The sequence below is a fragment of the Vibrio sp. PID23_8 genome, from assembly GCF_003584965.1.
Classification (GTDB): Bacteria; Pseudomonadota; Gammaproteobacteria; order Enterobacterales; family Vibrionaceae; genus Vibrio.
Genome location: NZ_LIXE01000015.1, coordinates 15950 through 32140, shown reverse-complemented (window position 1 = coordinate 32140; position 16191 = coordinate 15950). Strand labels below are relative to the sequence as shown.

13 protein-coding genes and 1 pseudogene are annotated in these 16191 nt (G+C 42.5%); 6 read left to right on the top strand and 8 right to left on the bottom strand.

All coding sequences use genetic code 11. The features are described 5' to 3' along the window. Positions 1 to 4: 4 nt before the first annotated feature. The 4 genes from AK966_RS17725 to cas6f are packed head-to-tail and all read left to right on the top strand — an operon-like array spanning position 5 to position 4760. Positions 5 to 1189 (top strand): TniQ family protein, encoded by a 1185-nt coding sequence (locus AK966_RS17725; RefSeq protein WP_119464626.1) that lies wholly within the window; start codon positions 5 to 7, stop codon positions 1187 to 1189. Continuing rightward, positions 1190 to 3091 (top strand): type I-F CRISPR-associated protein Csy2, encoded by a 1902-nt coding sequence (locus AK966_RS17720; RefSeq protein ID WP_119464625.1) that lies wholly within the window; start codon positions 1190 to 1192, stop codon positions 3089 to 3091. It abuts the gene before it with no gap. Between the two features lie 5 nt (positions 3092 to 3096). Beyond that, complete coding sequence (gene csy3, locus AK966_RS17715; protein WP_119464624.1) at positions 3097 to 4158, top strand: type I-F CRISPR-associated protein Csy3; 1062 nt, start codon at positions 3097 to 3099, stop codon at positions 4156 to 4158. 2 nt (positions 4159 to 4160) lie between these two features. After that, positions 4161 to 4760 carry a type I-F CRISPR-associated endoribonuclease Cas6/Csy4 gene (gene cas6f, locus AK966_RS17710; RefSeq protein WP_119464623.1) on the top strand — a complete coding sequence of 200 codons (600 nt, stop codon included), beginning with the start codon at positions 4161 to 4163 and terminating at the stop codon, positions 4758 to 4760. Positions 4761 to 5283: 523 nt separating this feature from the next. Here the strand turns inward: cas6f and AK966_RS17705 are convergent. Then, positions 5284 to 5490, bottom strand: a complete 207-nt coding sequence (locus AK966_RS17705) for a helix-turn-helix domain-containing protein (protein ID WP_119464635.1) — start codon at positions 5488 to 5490, stop codon at positions 5284 to 5286. A 90-nt stretch (positions 5491 to 5580) separates the two neighbouring features. Between AK966_RS17705 and AK966_RS17700 the strand changes: the two genes are divergently transcribed. Together AK966_RS17700 and AK966_RS17695 are read left to right on the top strand one after the other, a co-directional pair. Next, positions 5581 to 6129, top strand: coding sequence for a hypothetical protein (locus AK966_RS17700; protein ID WP_119464622.1), 549 nt, complete (start codon positions 5581 to 5583; stop codon positions 6127 to 6129). Further along, complete coding sequence (locus AK966_RS17695; RefSeq protein WP_119464621.1) at positions 6123 to 7517, top strand: DEAD/DEAH box helicase; 1395 nt, start codon at positions 6123 to 6125, stop codon at positions 7515 to 7517. Before AK966_RS17700 ends, AK966_RS17695 begins: the two co-directional genes overlap by 7 nt. 100 nt (positions 7518 to 7617) lie before the next feature. Here AK966_RS17695 and AK966_RS17690 read toward each other — a convergent pair whose 3' ends face one another. From AK966_RS17690 to AK966_RS17660, 7 genes and pseudogenes are all read right to left on the bottom strand, one after another. Then, the gene (locus AK966_RS17690) at positions 7618 to 8616 is read right to left on the bottom strand and encodes a TniB family NTP-binding protein (protein ID WP_119464620.1); all 999 of its coding nucleotides are present in this window, start codon (positions 8614 to 8616) and stop codon (positions 7618 to 7620) included. 11 nt (positions 8617 to 8627) lie between these two features. Then, positions 8628 to 10439 carry a Mu transposase C-terminal domain-containing protein gene (locus AK966_RS17685; RefSeq protein WP_119464619.1) on the bottom strand — a complete coding sequence of 604 codons (1812 nt, stop codon included), beginning with the start codon at positions 10437 to 10439 and terminating at the stop codon, positions 8628 to 8630. Continuing rightward, positions 10432 to 11121, bottom strand: coding sequence for a TnsA endonuclease N-terminal domain-containing protein (locus AK966_RS17680; RefSeq protein WP_119464618.1), 690 nt, complete (start codon positions 11119 to 11121; stop codon positions 10432 to 10434). Before AK966_RS17680 ends, AK966_RS17685 begins: the two co-directional genes overlap by 8 nt. Before the next feature lie 150 nt (positions 11122 to 11271). Further along, positions 11272 to 12315, bottom strand: coding sequence for a GMP reductase (locus AK966_RS17675; RefSeq protein ID WP_099081161.1), 1044 nt, complete (start codon positions 12313 to 12315; stop codon positions 11272 to 11274). Positions 12316 to 12801: 486 nt separating this feature from the next. Then, a complete protein-coding gene (locus tag AK966_RS17670; protein ID WP_119464617.1) occupies positions 12802 to 14334 on the bottom strand; it encodes an NAD(P)H-hydrate dehydratase in 1533 nt (510 codons plus the stop codon). An 88-nt stretch (positions 14335 to 14422) separates the two neighbouring features. Further along, complete coding sequence (locus tag AK966_RS17665; RefSeq protein WP_099081159.1) at positions 14423 to 14857, bottom strand: PAS domain-containing protein; 435 nt, start codon at positions 14855 to 14857, stop codon at positions 14423 to 14425. Beyond that, positions 14857 to 15899, bottom strand: a pseudogene (locus tag AK966_RS17660) (response regulator). Before AK966_RS17660 ends, AK966_RS17665 begins: the two are co-directional and overlap by 1 nt. Positions 15900 to 16191 lie beyond the last annotated feature (292 nt).

The following is a 16191-nucleotide window of genomic DNA, read 5'->3' as shown; positions in this document are numbered from 1 at the left end:
CTCTGTGTTTTTGCAAAGACCTAAACCGTACAACGATGAAAGCCTCGAGAGCTTCTTTATTCGTGTGGCGAATAAAAATGGATATGATGATGTTCATCGTTTCCTTGAGGCTACAAAACGCTACCTGCAAGACATCGACCACAATGGCTATAAGAGCTTTCCTACTGATATAAATCGGATAAACCCATACTCAGCCCAAAATAGTTCCAGCGTGCGAACCGCCTCATTCCTGAAACTCGCTCAATTGACGTTTAATGAGCCGCCCAAGCTGCTTGGATTGGCAATAAACAGAACAAACTTAACATACTCACCTTCAACCAGTGCTGTTATACGTGGTGCTGAGGTTTTTCCTCGTAGCTTACTCCGAACTAAGTCCATACCTTGCTGCCCATTGTGCTTACAGGGAAATGGCTACGCTTCTTACCTTTGGCATTTTGAGGGTTATGATCATTGCCACATTCACGATGTACCGTTAGTCAGCACTTGTGACTGTGGTGCTGAATATGACTATAGGACATCGGGGGTAAATGGAATTTGTGGCAGTTGCAAAGAACCAATAACTACACATAGTCGTGGGAGCAGTAGTGACGCTGTCTCTGCTGTAGCAAATTGGCTTTCTGGTAATGAATCTAAAGATCTACCTGACCTCACTCAAAGCTATCGCTGGGGCTTGGTACATTGGTGGTTTCATATCAGCAATGGTCCGTTCGAGCACCTTTCGTTCGTCCAATTTTTCTCGAACTGGCCAAGTTCGTTTCATTCTATGATCGATGGTGAGATCAAATTCAACCTAGAGCACGCCATTGTTGGAAGAAAAGAATTACGGGTTAAGGATCTTTTGGGACGCATTTTTTTTAGCGCTATTCGATTACCAGAGCGTAACCTCCAGTACAACATCATCCTAGGAGAGCTCCTACGGCACGTAGAGACTAATTTATGGGATAACGGTGGTTTGATCGCTAACCTTCGTATGAACGCTCTAGAGGCTACTGTGTTCCTTAATTGCAGTTTGGACGAGATAGCCTCAATGGTTGAACAACGCATCTTAAAGCCAAATCATAAAACTAAGCCAAACGCGCCTATAGAGGTTAATGATTACCTGTTTTATTTTGGTGACATTTTCTGTCTTTGGTTAGCTGAATTTCAGACTGATGAGTTTAATCGTTCGTTTTATGTATCGAGGTGGTGAATGGAGAGCCTGAAAGAGTTGCTCCAATCAGAGCCAGAAGATTTGAACAAGGAATTAAAGCAAGCATTCCGCCCTCTCACTCCACATATCAAAATCGATGGAAAGGAGTTAGACGCTCTCACCATTTTGGTTAACTTAACCGATAAAACCGCCAACCAAAAGAACCTACTTGATCGAGCGAAATGTAAAGAAAAACTGCGGGATGAAAAGTGGTGGGATCTTTGCATGAACACTGTTGAGTACATTAAAAGCCATAACCTAAAGTTTCCTGACATTCGAGCAGACGGTGTTATTCGAGCATCTACTTTGGGCTCTCTTCCAGAACATTTGTTGTCATCATCTAAGCTGCCACAACACTATTGGGCTTACAGCCATGATTCAAAGTACGTCAATAAAAGCGCTTTCCTTACAAGTGAGTTCTGCTGGAACGATTCAATTTCATGCCTTGCTATCTTTCTACAAGATGATTCACATATTTTATGGACTAAGTTGCTGACACTAGGCTGTTACAAGAAAACAAAAAAGGCAGTAATTAAGCAGTTGCAGAGCTTTGATAAAGAAAAAATTGACGTCACATTAACTGGCAACTACCTAACACAACTTTCATTGCCAGATGACGAAGATTCATATATTTCAATATCTCCTGTTTCCTCTCAAGCGATGCAAAGTCACTGTTATCAAGCGCTAGAAACTGAGTATCGCTATACAGCATTAACCCGTTACAGCCGCGGCACTAACATGGGAGTATTACCTATGACATGTGGTGGTGCTTTAAGGATGCTTACATCTGTTCCTAACTTTTCAAATACACATCACCACAAACTCAACAGCAATGAGCACTGGCTATCAAGAGAAAGCATTCAATCTTTAAAAGGCTATCTACAGCTGAACAGGCTAGTGATATCTGAGAATCGAAAACAGGCACAACGTAAATTGGTAACCGACAATATTCTAATTATGATTCGAGCATGGCTTTCTCGACAAGATGCTGGGATAGATGCACAAACACTAACAGAACACTTTAATTACGACCTTTCTCAGGCAAAAGAAACGAAACGTTTTGCGTATGTCCCCAAACTCACTAGGTTGTTTCACAGCCTCCTAAAACAAGAATTAAAATGCCCATTGCCCCAACCTCGTGTCAATGAACCTAACTCAAACTCTGGTTTATTTTTGCTCTTACCCAATATCACTGTCTCTGGAGCAACAGCTTTGAGCTCTTCTGTAACAATCGGCATTCCCTCACTAACAGCATTCTATGGATATATGCATGCATTTGAGCGCAATTTGAGAGAGCTACACGCAGCAACGAAAATTGAGTCGTTTGCTATCTGTATTCATCAGTTCCATTTAGACAAACGAGGCCTAACCAAAGAATTTGTTGAGAAAGCAAACAGCACTATTTCTCCCCCATCAACACATGATGACTGGCAGTGTGATTTCACATTTAGCTTTATCCTAAAATTCTCGCATAAGCCAAACATACCCAATGACTCTATTATTAAAGCCCTACCAAAACGGCTTGCCCGAGGGGCCACAAAGATTTCTATTGCAGACTTTCATAGCATTCAGCCATTCGACAGCTTAACTTCCGCCATTAAATATGTGCCAATACAAACAGGAAAATGGCTCTCACTCTATAAGGGCCACCTGAATAGCTTTGATGACTTGATAAAAAGCGTTAGGGAGAAGCGGTGGCTAACCCTCTCTTGCGTTGGATTTCATCTGCTAGAGCGACCAGTAGAGAAAAAGGACGCGTTACGAGGCTATAAGCACGCATTTTCCGAGCCTATTATTGGGCTCATAAACCCTATCATTTTTGGGAACACGACAGACCCCAATAAAATTTTATGGCGTTATAAGTACCATCAAAACCATATCGCATTACAAACTGAGGCATAACTATCATGGAACTACCAACCAACTTAGCTTATGAACGCTCCATTAACCCCTCCGACGTTTGCTTTTTTGTTGTTTGGCCTGATGGTACAAAAGAGCCTCTAACATACACTTCTCGCACCGTGCTTGGGCAGATGGAAACTGCTTCATTGGCTTATGATTCAACCGGGAGTATCAAAGATAATGCGACAGCAGAAACGCTAGCGCATGGAAATCCGCATACCGTCGATTTTTGTAACTTACCTTTTGCCGCAAGCCACATCGAGTGCTTCTTCTCCGTATCATTCTCCTCTGAGTTGCGCAAACCATACAAATGCAATTCAAACGCTGTTAAAGATACTCTCATTAAGCTAATTAAGCTTTATGAGAAGCGAATCGGTTGGCAGGAATTAGTAACTAGGTATCTAGCCAACATTTGTAATGGTTCTTGGCTGTGGAAAAATACAAAAAAAGCATACCGCTATGACGTTGAGCTAACCCCTTGGCCGTGGTCTAAAGAGGCTGTTCTATTTGAAGATATACGTGCAAACTATGCAGAAAAATCAGCATTTGAAGCTCATCAACAGTGGAGTGCAATCCGTCAGTTAGTTGTTGATGCATTCAGCCAATCGAATGGCCTCGCAATATTTGAAGTTAAAGCCACTCTGGTACTCCCAACAAATAGTGAGATTTACCCAAGCCAAGCATTTACTGAAAAAGAAAATAAGATCACAAAAAAAGTAGGCAACAAGGACAAGGCTCGAACATTCCAGAATACTCAGATTGAAAACGCACACTCTCCAATCATTGGTCTTTATAAAGTAGGAGCGGCCATTGCAACAATTGATGATTGGTACCCGAACGCCCTTGAACCATTGCGAGTTAGTCGATTTGGCGCTCACAAAGGCGATGTGACTTGTTATCGTCATCCATCAACAGAGAAAGATTTGTTTACCATTCTTCAAAATGCGGAGCAATATATTGAGCGCTTGTCTGCACCAGGAAAGTTGAGCCAAGAACTTACCAGTGACCTACATTACTTGGTTGCAAACCTCATCAAAGGCGGAATGTTTCAGCATAAGGGTGATTAACTATGAATTGGTACTACAAGACCGTCACGTTCATTCCTGAGCGTTGTGACAATGAAGTGCTCGCCGCAAAGTGTTTGAGCACGCTTCACGGGTTCAATTACAAGTATGATACGAGAAGTATTGGAGTTTCTTTCCCTGATTGGTGTAAAGATACTGTCGGCAAGAAGCTAACTTTTATCAGTACGAGTAAAGTTGAGCTCGATTTGTTGTTGAAGCACCATTACTTTATTCAAATGAGACGGCTTGGTTATTTCGATATTTCAGCAACGGCTAAAATCCCCGAAGATTGCGAATACGTTTTGTTCGTGCGTAATCAATCAATCGACAAATCCACTGCCGCCGGTCAAGTCAGAAAGTTGAAGCGCCTTCAAAAGCGCGCAATGGCTAGAGGAGAATCTTTTTATCCAGCTCTGATGAGACAAGAAGAGTCTATTATTGTCCCTCACTATCACTCTCTCGAGGTTAGCAGTCAAAGTAAAAACAGCCCCTTTCGGTTGAACATACAAATGAAACCAGAACAAAGTTTTGAGGGGAGTTTGGTTTTCAGTAGCTACGGGCTGTCAAATGCAAGCAATTCGTATCAACCAGTTCCCTTTATTTAACCCTATTTTTATCGATAAATTTAAAGCATTGAACTATATAGCTTTTTACATCTGTGAGAAAAGTAAGGTTAATTGGCAGTAAATTTACTAACTGATTGATAAATTCATACTATTCTTAAGTTAGTAACTGTGTACTGCCGAATAGGTAGCTGATCATAAGCCTCTACAGCAAGCAATACCAAGCCGATCGTGTACTGCCGAATAGGTAGCTGATCATGAGTAATAACGTACCGCAGCCACCTTCAACCAGTGTACTGCCGAATAGGTAGCTGATCATAACCATTATTTGTCATCGTTCGATGAAGAACTGTGTACTGCCGAATAGGTAGCTGACTCTTTAATATCAATACTGTTGCTTCCAACCTCAAACCACTATTCTGTGGTTTGCTTTAGAACAAAATGAGGACTATAATCCTTGCAACTGCTGTGAAGTAGCTGATAATAAACGAACCACTTTCATTCGTGTTCAAGAACAATTTACTGCTGAATAAGTAGATACTTTAGGCCTTTTGCCGTTTGACTTTCAAGGCAACAATTCTCTCACATCACACTCAAGAACTTCTGCTAACTGATACGCTTTCTCGAGTGTGATGTTTACTTCTCCACGCTCAATCCGTCCAATATAACTTCGGTCAATATCAGCTGTTAAAGCTAATTGATCTTGTGAAACACCTCTATCACGTCTTATGCCACGCAATTTTGCGCCAAACTTTTTTGCTAAGTCTTTCATTTTAATCAGCCCATAAAATGAAAGACTATCGCCTCTTGATGCACACATAACCACGGACTATAATCCTCATTTTAATCACAACAAAAGATCATGACCAAAGAAGTTCGAGTCAATCGTGATATCTACGAGATCATCTCGCTACCATCAATGAGCGAGTTTCGTGTAACTCAAATAAGAAACCTGATTGCGAAAAATTCTGAGCATTACAGCAACAAAGACACCGCAAGACTGTATGTGGCGCGTCAACTAGAACGCTTAGAAAAACAAGGCTTACTCGAGAGCCAAGGTGTACGCCACAATAAAATCTACAAAAAAACAAGTATGTTTGCCGTGGCAAATTTCATTCTAAGAGAAAAGCGTGTTAAGACAAAGCGGACTAAAAATGTTAAGTCCAGTGATGCCACTTCAGAAAAATTTAAGCTGATAGATGAGAAAAAAGACATTGAATCTAGCCTCACAATCACACTAGCTGAGATTGACGAATATAAATTACTAATGAATCGTTCAAAGAGCCTCCACAATCTGTTGCACACCTCCCATGCTGACGCTGTTAAGAAGGCTGCAACTTTGGTAGCGAAACTGAATGTTTGGACAAACACAATAAAACTCGTAACGGAACAAGAGGCTACGTTGTGTTAAGAAAGTGGCAGGTAGAGTGCATCACTCTAGCTAAATCGAAGTACCGAAAAGGCCACGTACACTTTCTTACTCAGGCCACACCTGGTGCAGGCAAAACTATTATGGCAGCGACGTTGGCGAAACAAATGCTCGACACAGGGGAAATAGACTTCGTACTGTGCTTTTCTCCCTCAAAGACCGTTGCAGAGGAAATAAAATCGACATTTTCGAGGTTACTAGACTGCTCATTCAATGGTGCGATTGGTGAAACAGGCTGCTCTATGACCTACCAATCACTACGGTTCGTGACCAAACGTTTTTGGGACACCCTAGCAAAATACAAAGTACTGTGTATATTTGATGAGATTCATCATTGCAGTGGTGATAACGAGCAGAACTGCAATTCATGGGGTTACCAGTTATTAAGAGACGTTCAACATGCTGCAACTTTCACTCTTGCCCTGACTGGAACGCCGTGGCGCTCTGATAGTACACCGATTACGTTAGCATCTTACACCGATCCCGAAGGAAAAATCATTTGTGATTATCGATACTCACTCGCTCAAGCAGTTCAAGACGGCGTTTGTCGTAAGCCGAAAATTGCCCTTATCGATTGCGAAGACGTAAAGGTGACCGAGACCGAGGGTTCACGTTCATATAACACCATCAATCAGCTAATAAATGAAGGTGATGTAACATACAGCCTAATACTCAAAGACCAACAAGCACTTCTTCACCTAATCGGGGAAGCAGTTAGCCGGCTCATTAGTATTCAAGCAGAAAACCCAAACGCCGGTGGACTCATTGTGGCGTCTTCAATCCAAGAAGCTAATAAAATAGCCAGTATCTTAACTCATAGTTACTCGCAACCTTCGGTAGTCGTTAGCTACAGAGATACAAGTTCTCACGAAAAGATCAAGGAGTTCAAAGAGGCCCATTCCAAGAACTGGATTGTTAGTGTTGGCATGGTCAGCGAAGGGACCGACATTCCTAGGCTGCAGGTCTGTTGTTACCTAACCAAGATTAAAACAGAGCTCTATTTTCGCCAAGTACTCGGTCGTATCCTCCGTGTCACAGAGTCACCTAATCAGGAAGCTTGGTTATACACCTTCGCCGAGTCGAACATGATTAGATGTGCAGAAGAAATTGAGACTGACATTCCGGATACCTGTTTATACCTAAACTACGAATATCCAGACTCACAACCGTCTCGCGTGGATGAATCAAGCCAAACGAAGGCTTTAGATCCTCAGCTTTTTCCAGCATCGGTAGCAGAGATTTCATTTAACTGGAGTGATGACTTGTCTGCCTCTAAGCCACCTAATTGCAAAAACAACGATTCATTTGAGTCAAGTATTCAACTGGCACGATTCAACCAAAGAGTTATTGAAGCTTTTCGGGGGGTGTAGCCGTGCTGGAAGTGCACAGGACTAATGCTACCAATTTGAGCCTGGTAAGAAGGAGTAGTTTTAGGCAAGCTCTCAGGTACTATAACAAAATGTACCTCAATCAGGACAACTCAAACATATTACCACCACTGCCCTTTTTGTTTGACTTCGGTATTTTGCTTTTAAGATAGTCCTCCCACCCAATATCCTTTGGTGGAGGACGTAGCATTTGGTCTGTAATTTTGACATTCTCTCCAAAAGGATTGGTCCATGTACTTAACTTGTCACCACTCGTTAATTCTGCTGCGAAAACAAAGTCCTCTATTGTAATAGTGTCATGGTTGTTATCAATTGCTTCTACTGATGCATGATAAATAAGATTTCTCAATGACCGCATATTTCCTTGGGAGAAAGCATATAGCTTTTTTTGCAGGTCATCATTGGCAAGACCAACCTCTTTCTCAAAAGGTAGCGCTCTGTCAAGATGGCTCAGAAATGTCTTGAATACACCCTCACCTCCTTGATAGCTGAACGGTCGAAGTTCAAATTGGATTGAGAACCTTCCATGCAGTTGTGAATTTGCTCTTAATACGACCTTTGAGTACGGCATACCAAAAAGAACGATCGGGCACTTCGCTCTATTGAGTATCATCTTGAGCCAGTTCCCCACTTGTGTGAGGACCCGATTTGACCTCTCTTCAACCAAGTGCTGAAATTCATCAATAATGATCAACTTAACACCAACCAAAGGTATCAAGTCAGTCAGCTTTTGCGTCAATCTCGCCAGATCGGTATCATAAAGCGCTAAGGGGTCACCCATTTCAAGCAACAACTCTCTTGCTGCATCAACAGGCTTCGCATTGTCTGGTAACTCGATATGCAGAACAGGAACTACATCTCCTCGCACTTTAGAGTCCCGATTATTTTGACTTAAATATTTGTTGATAACCGTCGTCTTGCCTACTCCTGATGCACCAAAGACCATCATACAAGTTGGCTCGGATTCAAAATCTGACAAATCCCTACATCTATCCATGTAGCTCAAAATTTTCGTAACACTCGGCGTTGATACAAATGCTCTTTTGGCTTTTGAGATGCGCGCCTCTCGAGTTTCATTCATCTATTGATTTCTCAAACATAATCAATATCCCAATCTTCATTATCTACAATTACAATTTCTTCTTCGTCTTTCTGGGGTGGGACCAGCTTAGTATTGCTGATGCTCTTTGCTCTTGCGCTATTTTCTTGATGCCTAGCTCCACGCCTACGAGATCTAATTTTCTTTGTTTCAAGAATTGAACGGTCAGCAATTTCTTCAATTTTGATCTCTGCATCGATTTCCTTATCTTCGTCATATTCTGCTGAATTTAATTCTGCTAGATATTTCATATTGTATTTATGCTGCCACAGAGAGACTCTACTAGCATATTCATAATCTATAGCATTAACCGTAAAGTATTCGTTCACATCTTCATCTAACACCCAAATGACTGCCATACACTCTGGATTATATTTGAACTGCACTTTATGATTCCCTTTTTTACCCCTATACCCAGCTAAACGTTCACTGCTGTATGTCAGCCCTTTATAAACGGTTACACCTGCTTTGGTTAGTTGTTTGCTATCAACAATAGCGAATTTAAAGTCCAACTCATCTTTAGATCCAAAAAACTCTTCAGGCTCCCATTCTTGACACCCATTTCGCCAAGCGATATTCGGACAATTAGTGCCTCTCTGGTTAGAGCCTTTATGATAAATATCTACTAACCAAATCAAGTAAATTTCTTGAATTTCATCTAGTGTAAGAGTAGCTTCACCCACTGAATCATAACCCTCTCTCTGAAGGTATTGACTAAAAGCTTTCCCTGGTAAATCGTCTAATAGAGAAGTATTGATCGTCCCGTATTTACGTTCAACATCAGGCTTATTGTCAGGCACTTCGACTCTGTTTTGATGAACATTGATCAACAGTGACTCACATGCTTTATCAAAGGCTTTAGACAAGAATTCTTTACCATTATCAGTTACGAGCAAGTCAGGGATACCGTAACATAGCCATTCATTTTCAATTGATTCATATGAGGACAATAAGTCATCTTTGCGTTGTATTGCATTTTTTAGGGCTAACGATACCGATACGTAACTGGGTGGCTCAAAACCTAAATAAAAACCAATTACGGCTTTACTATAACAATCTACTAACTGCGTGAGCCAAGGTCTTCCTAAAGTAACTCGATGTACTGGGTGTACCGTAAATATATCAACCATTGTATGGTCTATTTCCACCCGCTCTAATACGGCCGAGGTTGTTATCTTCTTTCCCATCCGGCGGAATTCTCTTTTAGCTACTCGTTCGCCTTTCTTTGCTACTAACACTTCGAAGGGCGTTTTCTTTTTAACCCGTATTCTTACAGACTCGTATTTAGGATAAGAATAATTTGTGCCGTGCGTTAAGTTATATTGTCGAACTTTACGTTTAACTCGCCTGTGTGCCGAGCTGATATTGATCTTTCGACCAGAAATAACTCTTTCAACTGCTTGTTCTATTATCGAATCAACAATAGGTGGAACTTTAGCCCCCCTATTTCCTCTACTTTTAAAGTCAGGAGCTAAACTAACCGGTTTGTAGTCTGATTTCCGTAAATCTAACCACCATCGATATATTGATATCGCACTTGGAATATTCCTGTCATGTAAACGTTGTAATGCGACACGATGTGGCTCGATGGTCTTGGGAACGATTTTTTCACACTTACTGGCTAGATAACGAAGAATGCTTAGACGAAAAGTAATCTGATTGGCTATATTTTCAGGAAATGCGGATATATCTTGATATGTTGCTTCATCGACATCGCTAGAATCAACGACCCTATCACTCTGCTCAAGCCTTTCTTGCTGAAGTGCTGACTTCCTATGAAAACTCGAAAATGATTTCTTAGGCATAACAACCCAATTCAAATTCAGACTCGAGTGATAGTGGGGTTTCTAAGCTAGTTTTAAGGAGGTTTCGAGAGAGTAAATCACACAGTAATGGTAATATTTTTCTTCCACTTAGACCGAGTTGGTGCCCTAAACTTTTTGCTGTTTGCGTACCATTCATTTTCAAAATAGTAAGGAGAGTTTGATGAGAGTCGTTCAAGTTATCTCTTGAAGCATATCGATGCAAAAGCTTAAGGTTGCGAAAGATAACCTTGTCCAGTATATCTTCCTCTGTAACCAGTTCTAGCTCCAAACCCAACTCTAGTGCAGCTTGAACTTTTGCTTCCCATTCACATTCAAATTCGGCTTTTGAGCTTTCCATATCGGACTTTACCTCGTACAACTTGAATTCACCCGTATCAAATTGAACTAGAAAATCTGGAACATAAGTATGAGACTTGCCGTTTAGGCAGTATGAAAATCTTATCGGCTGAGAACAAAAGCGAACGATACTCGGTTCGAAATCAAAATGATAACAAGCAGCACATTCTAAAAAAGACTCTACCGTGACTCTTTTACCCATCTTAGCACTGACGTAACGGTGTATATTTTTTCCACGTGATTTAGTTAAGTTTCGAGCAGGCGTTTCAAACGCAGTTTCAAGCTCAAGCAGGGTGGTAGTAGAAGGGAAAGGTAGAGCAGACATAATATTGCCTCTTCACGATTTTGTCGTAAACTTACCTAAGTCTAGACCATGAACAGGCAATATCAATTTATGGTTGTGCTAAATATCAACTTATGATTGTAAATATCATTTTATGGTTGTATCGACAGATTTTTCCGAAAAGTAATCGACTTACTCTTTACCGAATACGTTGTTTTCTTGCTCTTGAACGCGGATAAATGTCGTTCTCTTCGTTAGCTCTTTAAGCTTTGCTGCACCTACGTATGTACACGTTGAACGTACGCCGCCAAGGATGTCTTGGATAGTACCGTGAACGCTGCCACGGTATGGCAATAGTACGGTTTTACCTTCAGCTGCGCGGTACTTAGCAACACCGCCAGAGTGCTTATCCATCGCTGACTGAGAAGACATGCCGTAAAATTTCATGAACTGTTCGCCGTCTTTCTCGATGATTTCGCCGCCTGACTCTTCGTGGCCAGCAAGCATACCACCAAGCATAACGAAGTCAGCGCCGCCACCGAACGCTTTAGAAACGTCACCAGCACAAGAACAGCCACCGTCACCGATGATCATGCCACCTAGGCCGTGCGCTGCATCGCCACACTCAATGATTGCAGAAAGTTGCGGGTAACCAACACCTGTCTTAACTCGTGTGGTACATACCGAGCCTGGGCCAATGCCTACTTTAACGATGTCCGCACCTGCTAGGATTAGCTCTTCACACATATCACCCGTTACAACGTTACCTGCAGAAATCACTTTATCTGGGAATGCAGCACGCACGCGTTGTACGTACTCTACTAGGTGCTCAGAGTAACCGTTTGCGATATCGATACAGATGAAAATAAGCTCATCAGAAAGCGCCATGATGTCTTTCGTTTTTTGGAAGTCCGCATCAGACGTACCAGTAGACACCATTACGTTGTTGAGTGTTGTTTTATCCGCAGATTTCGCAAACTCAGCCCAGTCATCGACTGTGTAGTGTTTGTGAACCGCAGTCATTACACCATGCTCTGCTAATGCTTTCGCCATTGCAAAGCTACCAACCGAATCCATGTTCGCCGCAATTACTGGAACGCCGGACCATTGACGACCACTGTGCTTGAATGTAAAATCGCGGGTTAAATTTACTTGAGAACGACTTTTTAAGGTAGAACGTTTCGGGCGAAACAGTACATCTTTGAAGCCTAACTTAAGTTCTTGTTCGATACGCATTGTGTAATTCCTTGATTCATAAAATTATGTGTCATATCAGAGTGCGTAGTGGAATCGTTGGCAGACGAGTTCACTGTTCTTCGGACACAAAAAAACCGGAGCGTTGGCAGACGCTCCGGTTTTCAGCATTATAGGTCGTGATTTCTTTCCTACAAGTCTGATATTTGCATTTTTTTTGTGATACCATCTTGTAAAGTTCATATTAAAAACTGCAACTTACCTGATAACTATCATCTTCATTCTATAATTCAATAAGTTATCTATCAGAAGCTCACAATCGATTGCGCAAACCTTTGCGTCAAAGTTTCCACATGATCTTCCCTAACCTCAGAATAACGAGCAAAAAACACGCAGTCGAGCGCAAATCAGTAAAAATGCCTGCTATTTTCAGTGCGATAAATTTGCGACAAGAGTCACATTCCAGCAACTAAAATTCAAAGAAAGCACAAGCGGGAGTCTCTGCCGCACAGTGAATATGCTCACCTTTTAGCATTCCGAGTGAATCGCTTGCCTCAGCGTGGCGACAACATCACTGGCAATTAAACCTTGCTCTCCAAATTGTTGTGCATTGATATCCGCAGCATAACTGTGTATGACCACACCTAAACGAGCGGCAAGCACGCTCGATAGCCCTTTCGCCAATAAAGCGCCAATCACCCCCGACAATACATCCCCCATGCCGCCACTGGCCATTCCTGGATTTCCAGCCAGACAGACATACATTCGCACTCCATCATAAATCAACGTACCAGCACCTTTAAGCACGACAACGCCGCCATAACGCTCCTGTAATTGCTTTGTTGCTTTAAAACGATCGCGTTCTACATCCGTCGTGGTTACCCCTAAAAGGCGAGCTGCCTCGCCCGGGTGAGGGGTAATAATACGAAATTCATCTATCGCGACGTCAGTTGCTCCTCCGTCCGTCAACATCGCAAGAAGGTTAAGTGCGTCAGCGTCTACGACCTTCGGCTTATATTGTTGTGAGAGCATTTGATAAGAATTTATCGCCCATTCATCCATACCGAAACCGGGCCCAAACACCAGCACATCCGCCCAACGAATACGCTGGGTAAGTTCGTTTTCCATTTCTTGTAACGCTTCCAAGGTAATACTCTGACTCATTACTTCGGGGCAACTTACTTGCAGCGGAATAAGGGAATCAGGATGAGAAATCGCGGCCGCTAAACCAGCGCCGCAACGAAGAGCAGCAGAAGCACAGAGCCGAATAGAACCGGACATCCCTTGATTCCCTCCAACACAAAGTACTTTTCCGTTATCCCCTTTATGCTCGGCGGCTTTTCTCCGGGGGAGCAGTCGACTGATAATCTGGTGATCAATACCTAAAGCACTTTCCTCTTGCACCGACTCAAATGCAACGTTGACGCCTAAGCCAGAAAAATGCAACTCACCGACATGTTCTCTTGCCTGTGCGGTACACAAACCTTGCTTAACACCAATAAAAGTGACCGTGTGATCAGCGCGAATCGCACCACCAAGCACAACACCTGTGTCTGCACTTAAACCTGAAGGAATATCGACAGCGATTACAGGGCAGTGTATTTGATTGATTTGCTCTATATAGCGCTGAATGTCTTGCCTTACCTCGCCACTTAAGCCTGTGCCGAGCATCGCATCTACAATAACATCCGCTTCAAGCAAAGCCGTATGCCAATCGTCCCAACTGCTGTTTTTACCATCCACGGATTGCCAATCTTCAAACGCTCTTAACGCATCTCCGGTCAAGGCTGTGGGATCACCCAGTTGAAATACGTTTACATTTAGCTGAGCTTGTTTTGCTATTGTGGCAAATACGTACCCATCCCCACCATTATTACCTTTACCGCAAACCACCAGCACATTTCTCGCGCGGGGATATAAATGAAGAAATCGCTCGTAAACCGCCATGCCTGCACGTAGCATGAGGCTGTACATAGAAACGCCGGCAATTTGAGCCGCAACGACTTCCCCATTCTTAACTTGTTCTGCGGTATAGAGCTTTAGAGCGTGATTAAAGTCCATTTAGACATTCTGTATTTGAAGGCACACAGAATAAGTATAGAAAAAAGCCAAGACAGTGCTTGGCTATACATCCCAGATGTTCGAGCGATTATGATTGAGAGATGATCGCTTCCGCTGTCGCGTCTTGGATAGATAGAAACAAGGAGTTTATTTTACCTGTTGGAGAGCGCATCGGGTTCAACGTAACATTCTGATACATAAACTCAGCTTGCTGGGTGACAGGACGTACATTACGGCAACAAAACAGATAAGGACGCTGACGCCAAGTAATAAAACTCCGACAACCTAAGTCATAAACAGGTTTGGTTTTTAGCTTGAACCATTCTTGTGGGATCTCCGGAAAAATATCGAAGATCGAACGCCCTATCGCTTCATGAGATTGTAAACCACTATGGTGGGTCATAAAGCCGTTCCACACTTGTACGTTGTAATCTTTATCAATCACTACAAGTCCCATATCGACATTCTGCACCATGTCGACCATCCAATGGAACTGTTCGAATTCTGCAGGCAAATTCAGCATTAGAAATCCTCCATCAAGTACGACAATTTATTGTCGAGCAACGGCAATGATTCATCGACAAACATAAACAGAAGATCACAACGGATCGAGGTGCCTTCAATGTTGTAGCTCACTTCAAATGTCATGGTACGGCTAAATGCCCCCGTCGTGGACTCTATAATGGAATCAATCGAAATATGCTGACCGAGTAATACTGGCGGGCTCTGGAAGAAACGCACTTCAGATTGCTCCCCTAGCCCATTTAGGAACGAGCCAACTAGGATGTTGGAAATATCCATCAACAGCTCAAGCTCTTCTAACTCTTCACTGTCTGCTGGTACCTTCATCAGCTTTTTTAAATCCGCAACGCTAGAGTCACTCAAAATGACAAGCGCTTCGCCTGCAATGCCCTCCCCACAAAAGCCTTGGCACACACCTGAGACGTTATCGTAAGAGGCCAAATCGCGCAACGCCATATGGAGTTCACTCACTTCAAAAATGTTCACGTTTGGCAGCGGCAATTGCACGAACACATCGAAGTGACGCGCCAAGGCATCCGCCGCACGACCGATCGAGACGTTGGCGACTTCCATATAAATATCGCGACGACGCAATATTGGCAATTCAATGATAGTCGGCGTAATCACTTGAGGACGGGATTCAGGTTGAACCAGTTCTTTTAACGCTGACTTAAGCTCATCTTGTGCGATGGGCTTTTGAATAAACGCTTTTGCACCAAGTGCGAACACTCTCTCTTTTGCTTTCGGCTGTATATCACCAGAAACGACGACAACAGGGGTCTGTATTCCTAGTCGCTGCATGTTTTCTAACGTTTCGAAACCGTCCATCTCTGGCATGGTGAGGTCAAGAAACATGAGCTTAAATTCTTTCTGCGCGAGTTCTTCAAGCGCATTTTTGCCATGACTTTCTGCGCGAGTTCTTCAAGCGCATTTTTGCCATGAATAGCAAATGTCACATCTGCATTCAATGTTGCAGGCAGGGCTCTCGCCATTTGCTTACGAGCTAAGGCTGAATCATCACAGATAAGTACAGGGAAAGACATTCAACCACCTTCAATTATTCAACACTCTGAGCAGAAGCTCACCAGATAGTTACCATATATAATACGAAAAAAGCAACGAGGAATTCATATTTATTAGTCGCTTATCGAGCGATACGCAATATGGTTGACTGAGTGAATATAGTAAACTGTTATTTATTTAATCCGCCGTATATTTATTTGCCCGAATAGCCAGACTGATCAAATAAAATCAACTTACTTTAGGCAGTGCGTAAGTCGTGTAGTAAGGGGAATTAATAAAAATGAAAAAGCACCCTGTAAAGGGTGCCTTATT

Excerpts from the sequence above, each read along its gene's own strand:
- AK966_RS17720 (WP_119464625.1), top strand. The coding sequence starts at position 1,190 with ATGGAGAGCCTGAAAGAGTTGCTCCAATCAGAGCCAGAAGATTTGAAC.
- csy3 (WP_119464624.1), top strand. The coding sequence starts at position 3,097 with ATGGAACTACCAACCAACTTAGCTTATGAACGCTCCATTAACCCCTCC.
- cas6f (WP_119464623.1), top strand. The coding sequence starts at position 4,161 with ATGAATTGGTACTACAAGACCGTCACGTTCATTCCTGAGCGTTGTGAC.
- AK966_RS17705 (WP_119464635.1), bottom strand. The coding sequence starts at position 5,490 with ATGAAAGACTTAGCAAAAAAGTTTGGCGCAAAATTGCGTGGCATAAGA.
- AK966_RS17700 (WP_119464622.1), top strand. The coding sequence starts at position 5,581 with ATGACCAAAGAAGTTCGAGTCAATCGTGATATCTACGAGATCATCTCG.
- AK966_RS17690 (WP_119464620.1), bottom strand. The coding sequence starts at position 8,616 with ATGAATGAAACTCGAGAGGCGCGCATCTCAAAAGCCAAAAGAGCATTT.
- AK966_RS17685 (WP_119464619.1), bottom strand. The coding sequence starts at position 10,439 with ATGCCTAAGAAATCATTTTCGAGTTTTCATAGGAAGTCAGCACTTCAG.
- AK966_RS17680 (WP_119464618.1), bottom strand. The coding sequence starts at position 11,121 with ATGTCTGCTCTACCTTTCCCTTCTACTACCACCCTGCTTGAGCTTGAA.
- AK966_RS17675 (WP_099081161.1), bottom strand. The coding sequence starts at position 12,315 with ATGCGTATCGAACAAGAACTTAAGTTAGGCTTCAAAGATGTACTGTTT.
- AK966_RS17670 (WP_119464617.1), bottom strand. The coding sequence starts at position 14,334 with ATGGACTTTAATCACGCTCTAAAGCTCTATACCGCAGAACAAGTTAAG.
- AK966_RS17665 (WP_099081159.1), bottom strand. The coding sequence starts at position 14,857 with ATGCTGAATTTGCCTGCAGAATTCGAACAGTTCCATTGGATGGTCGAC.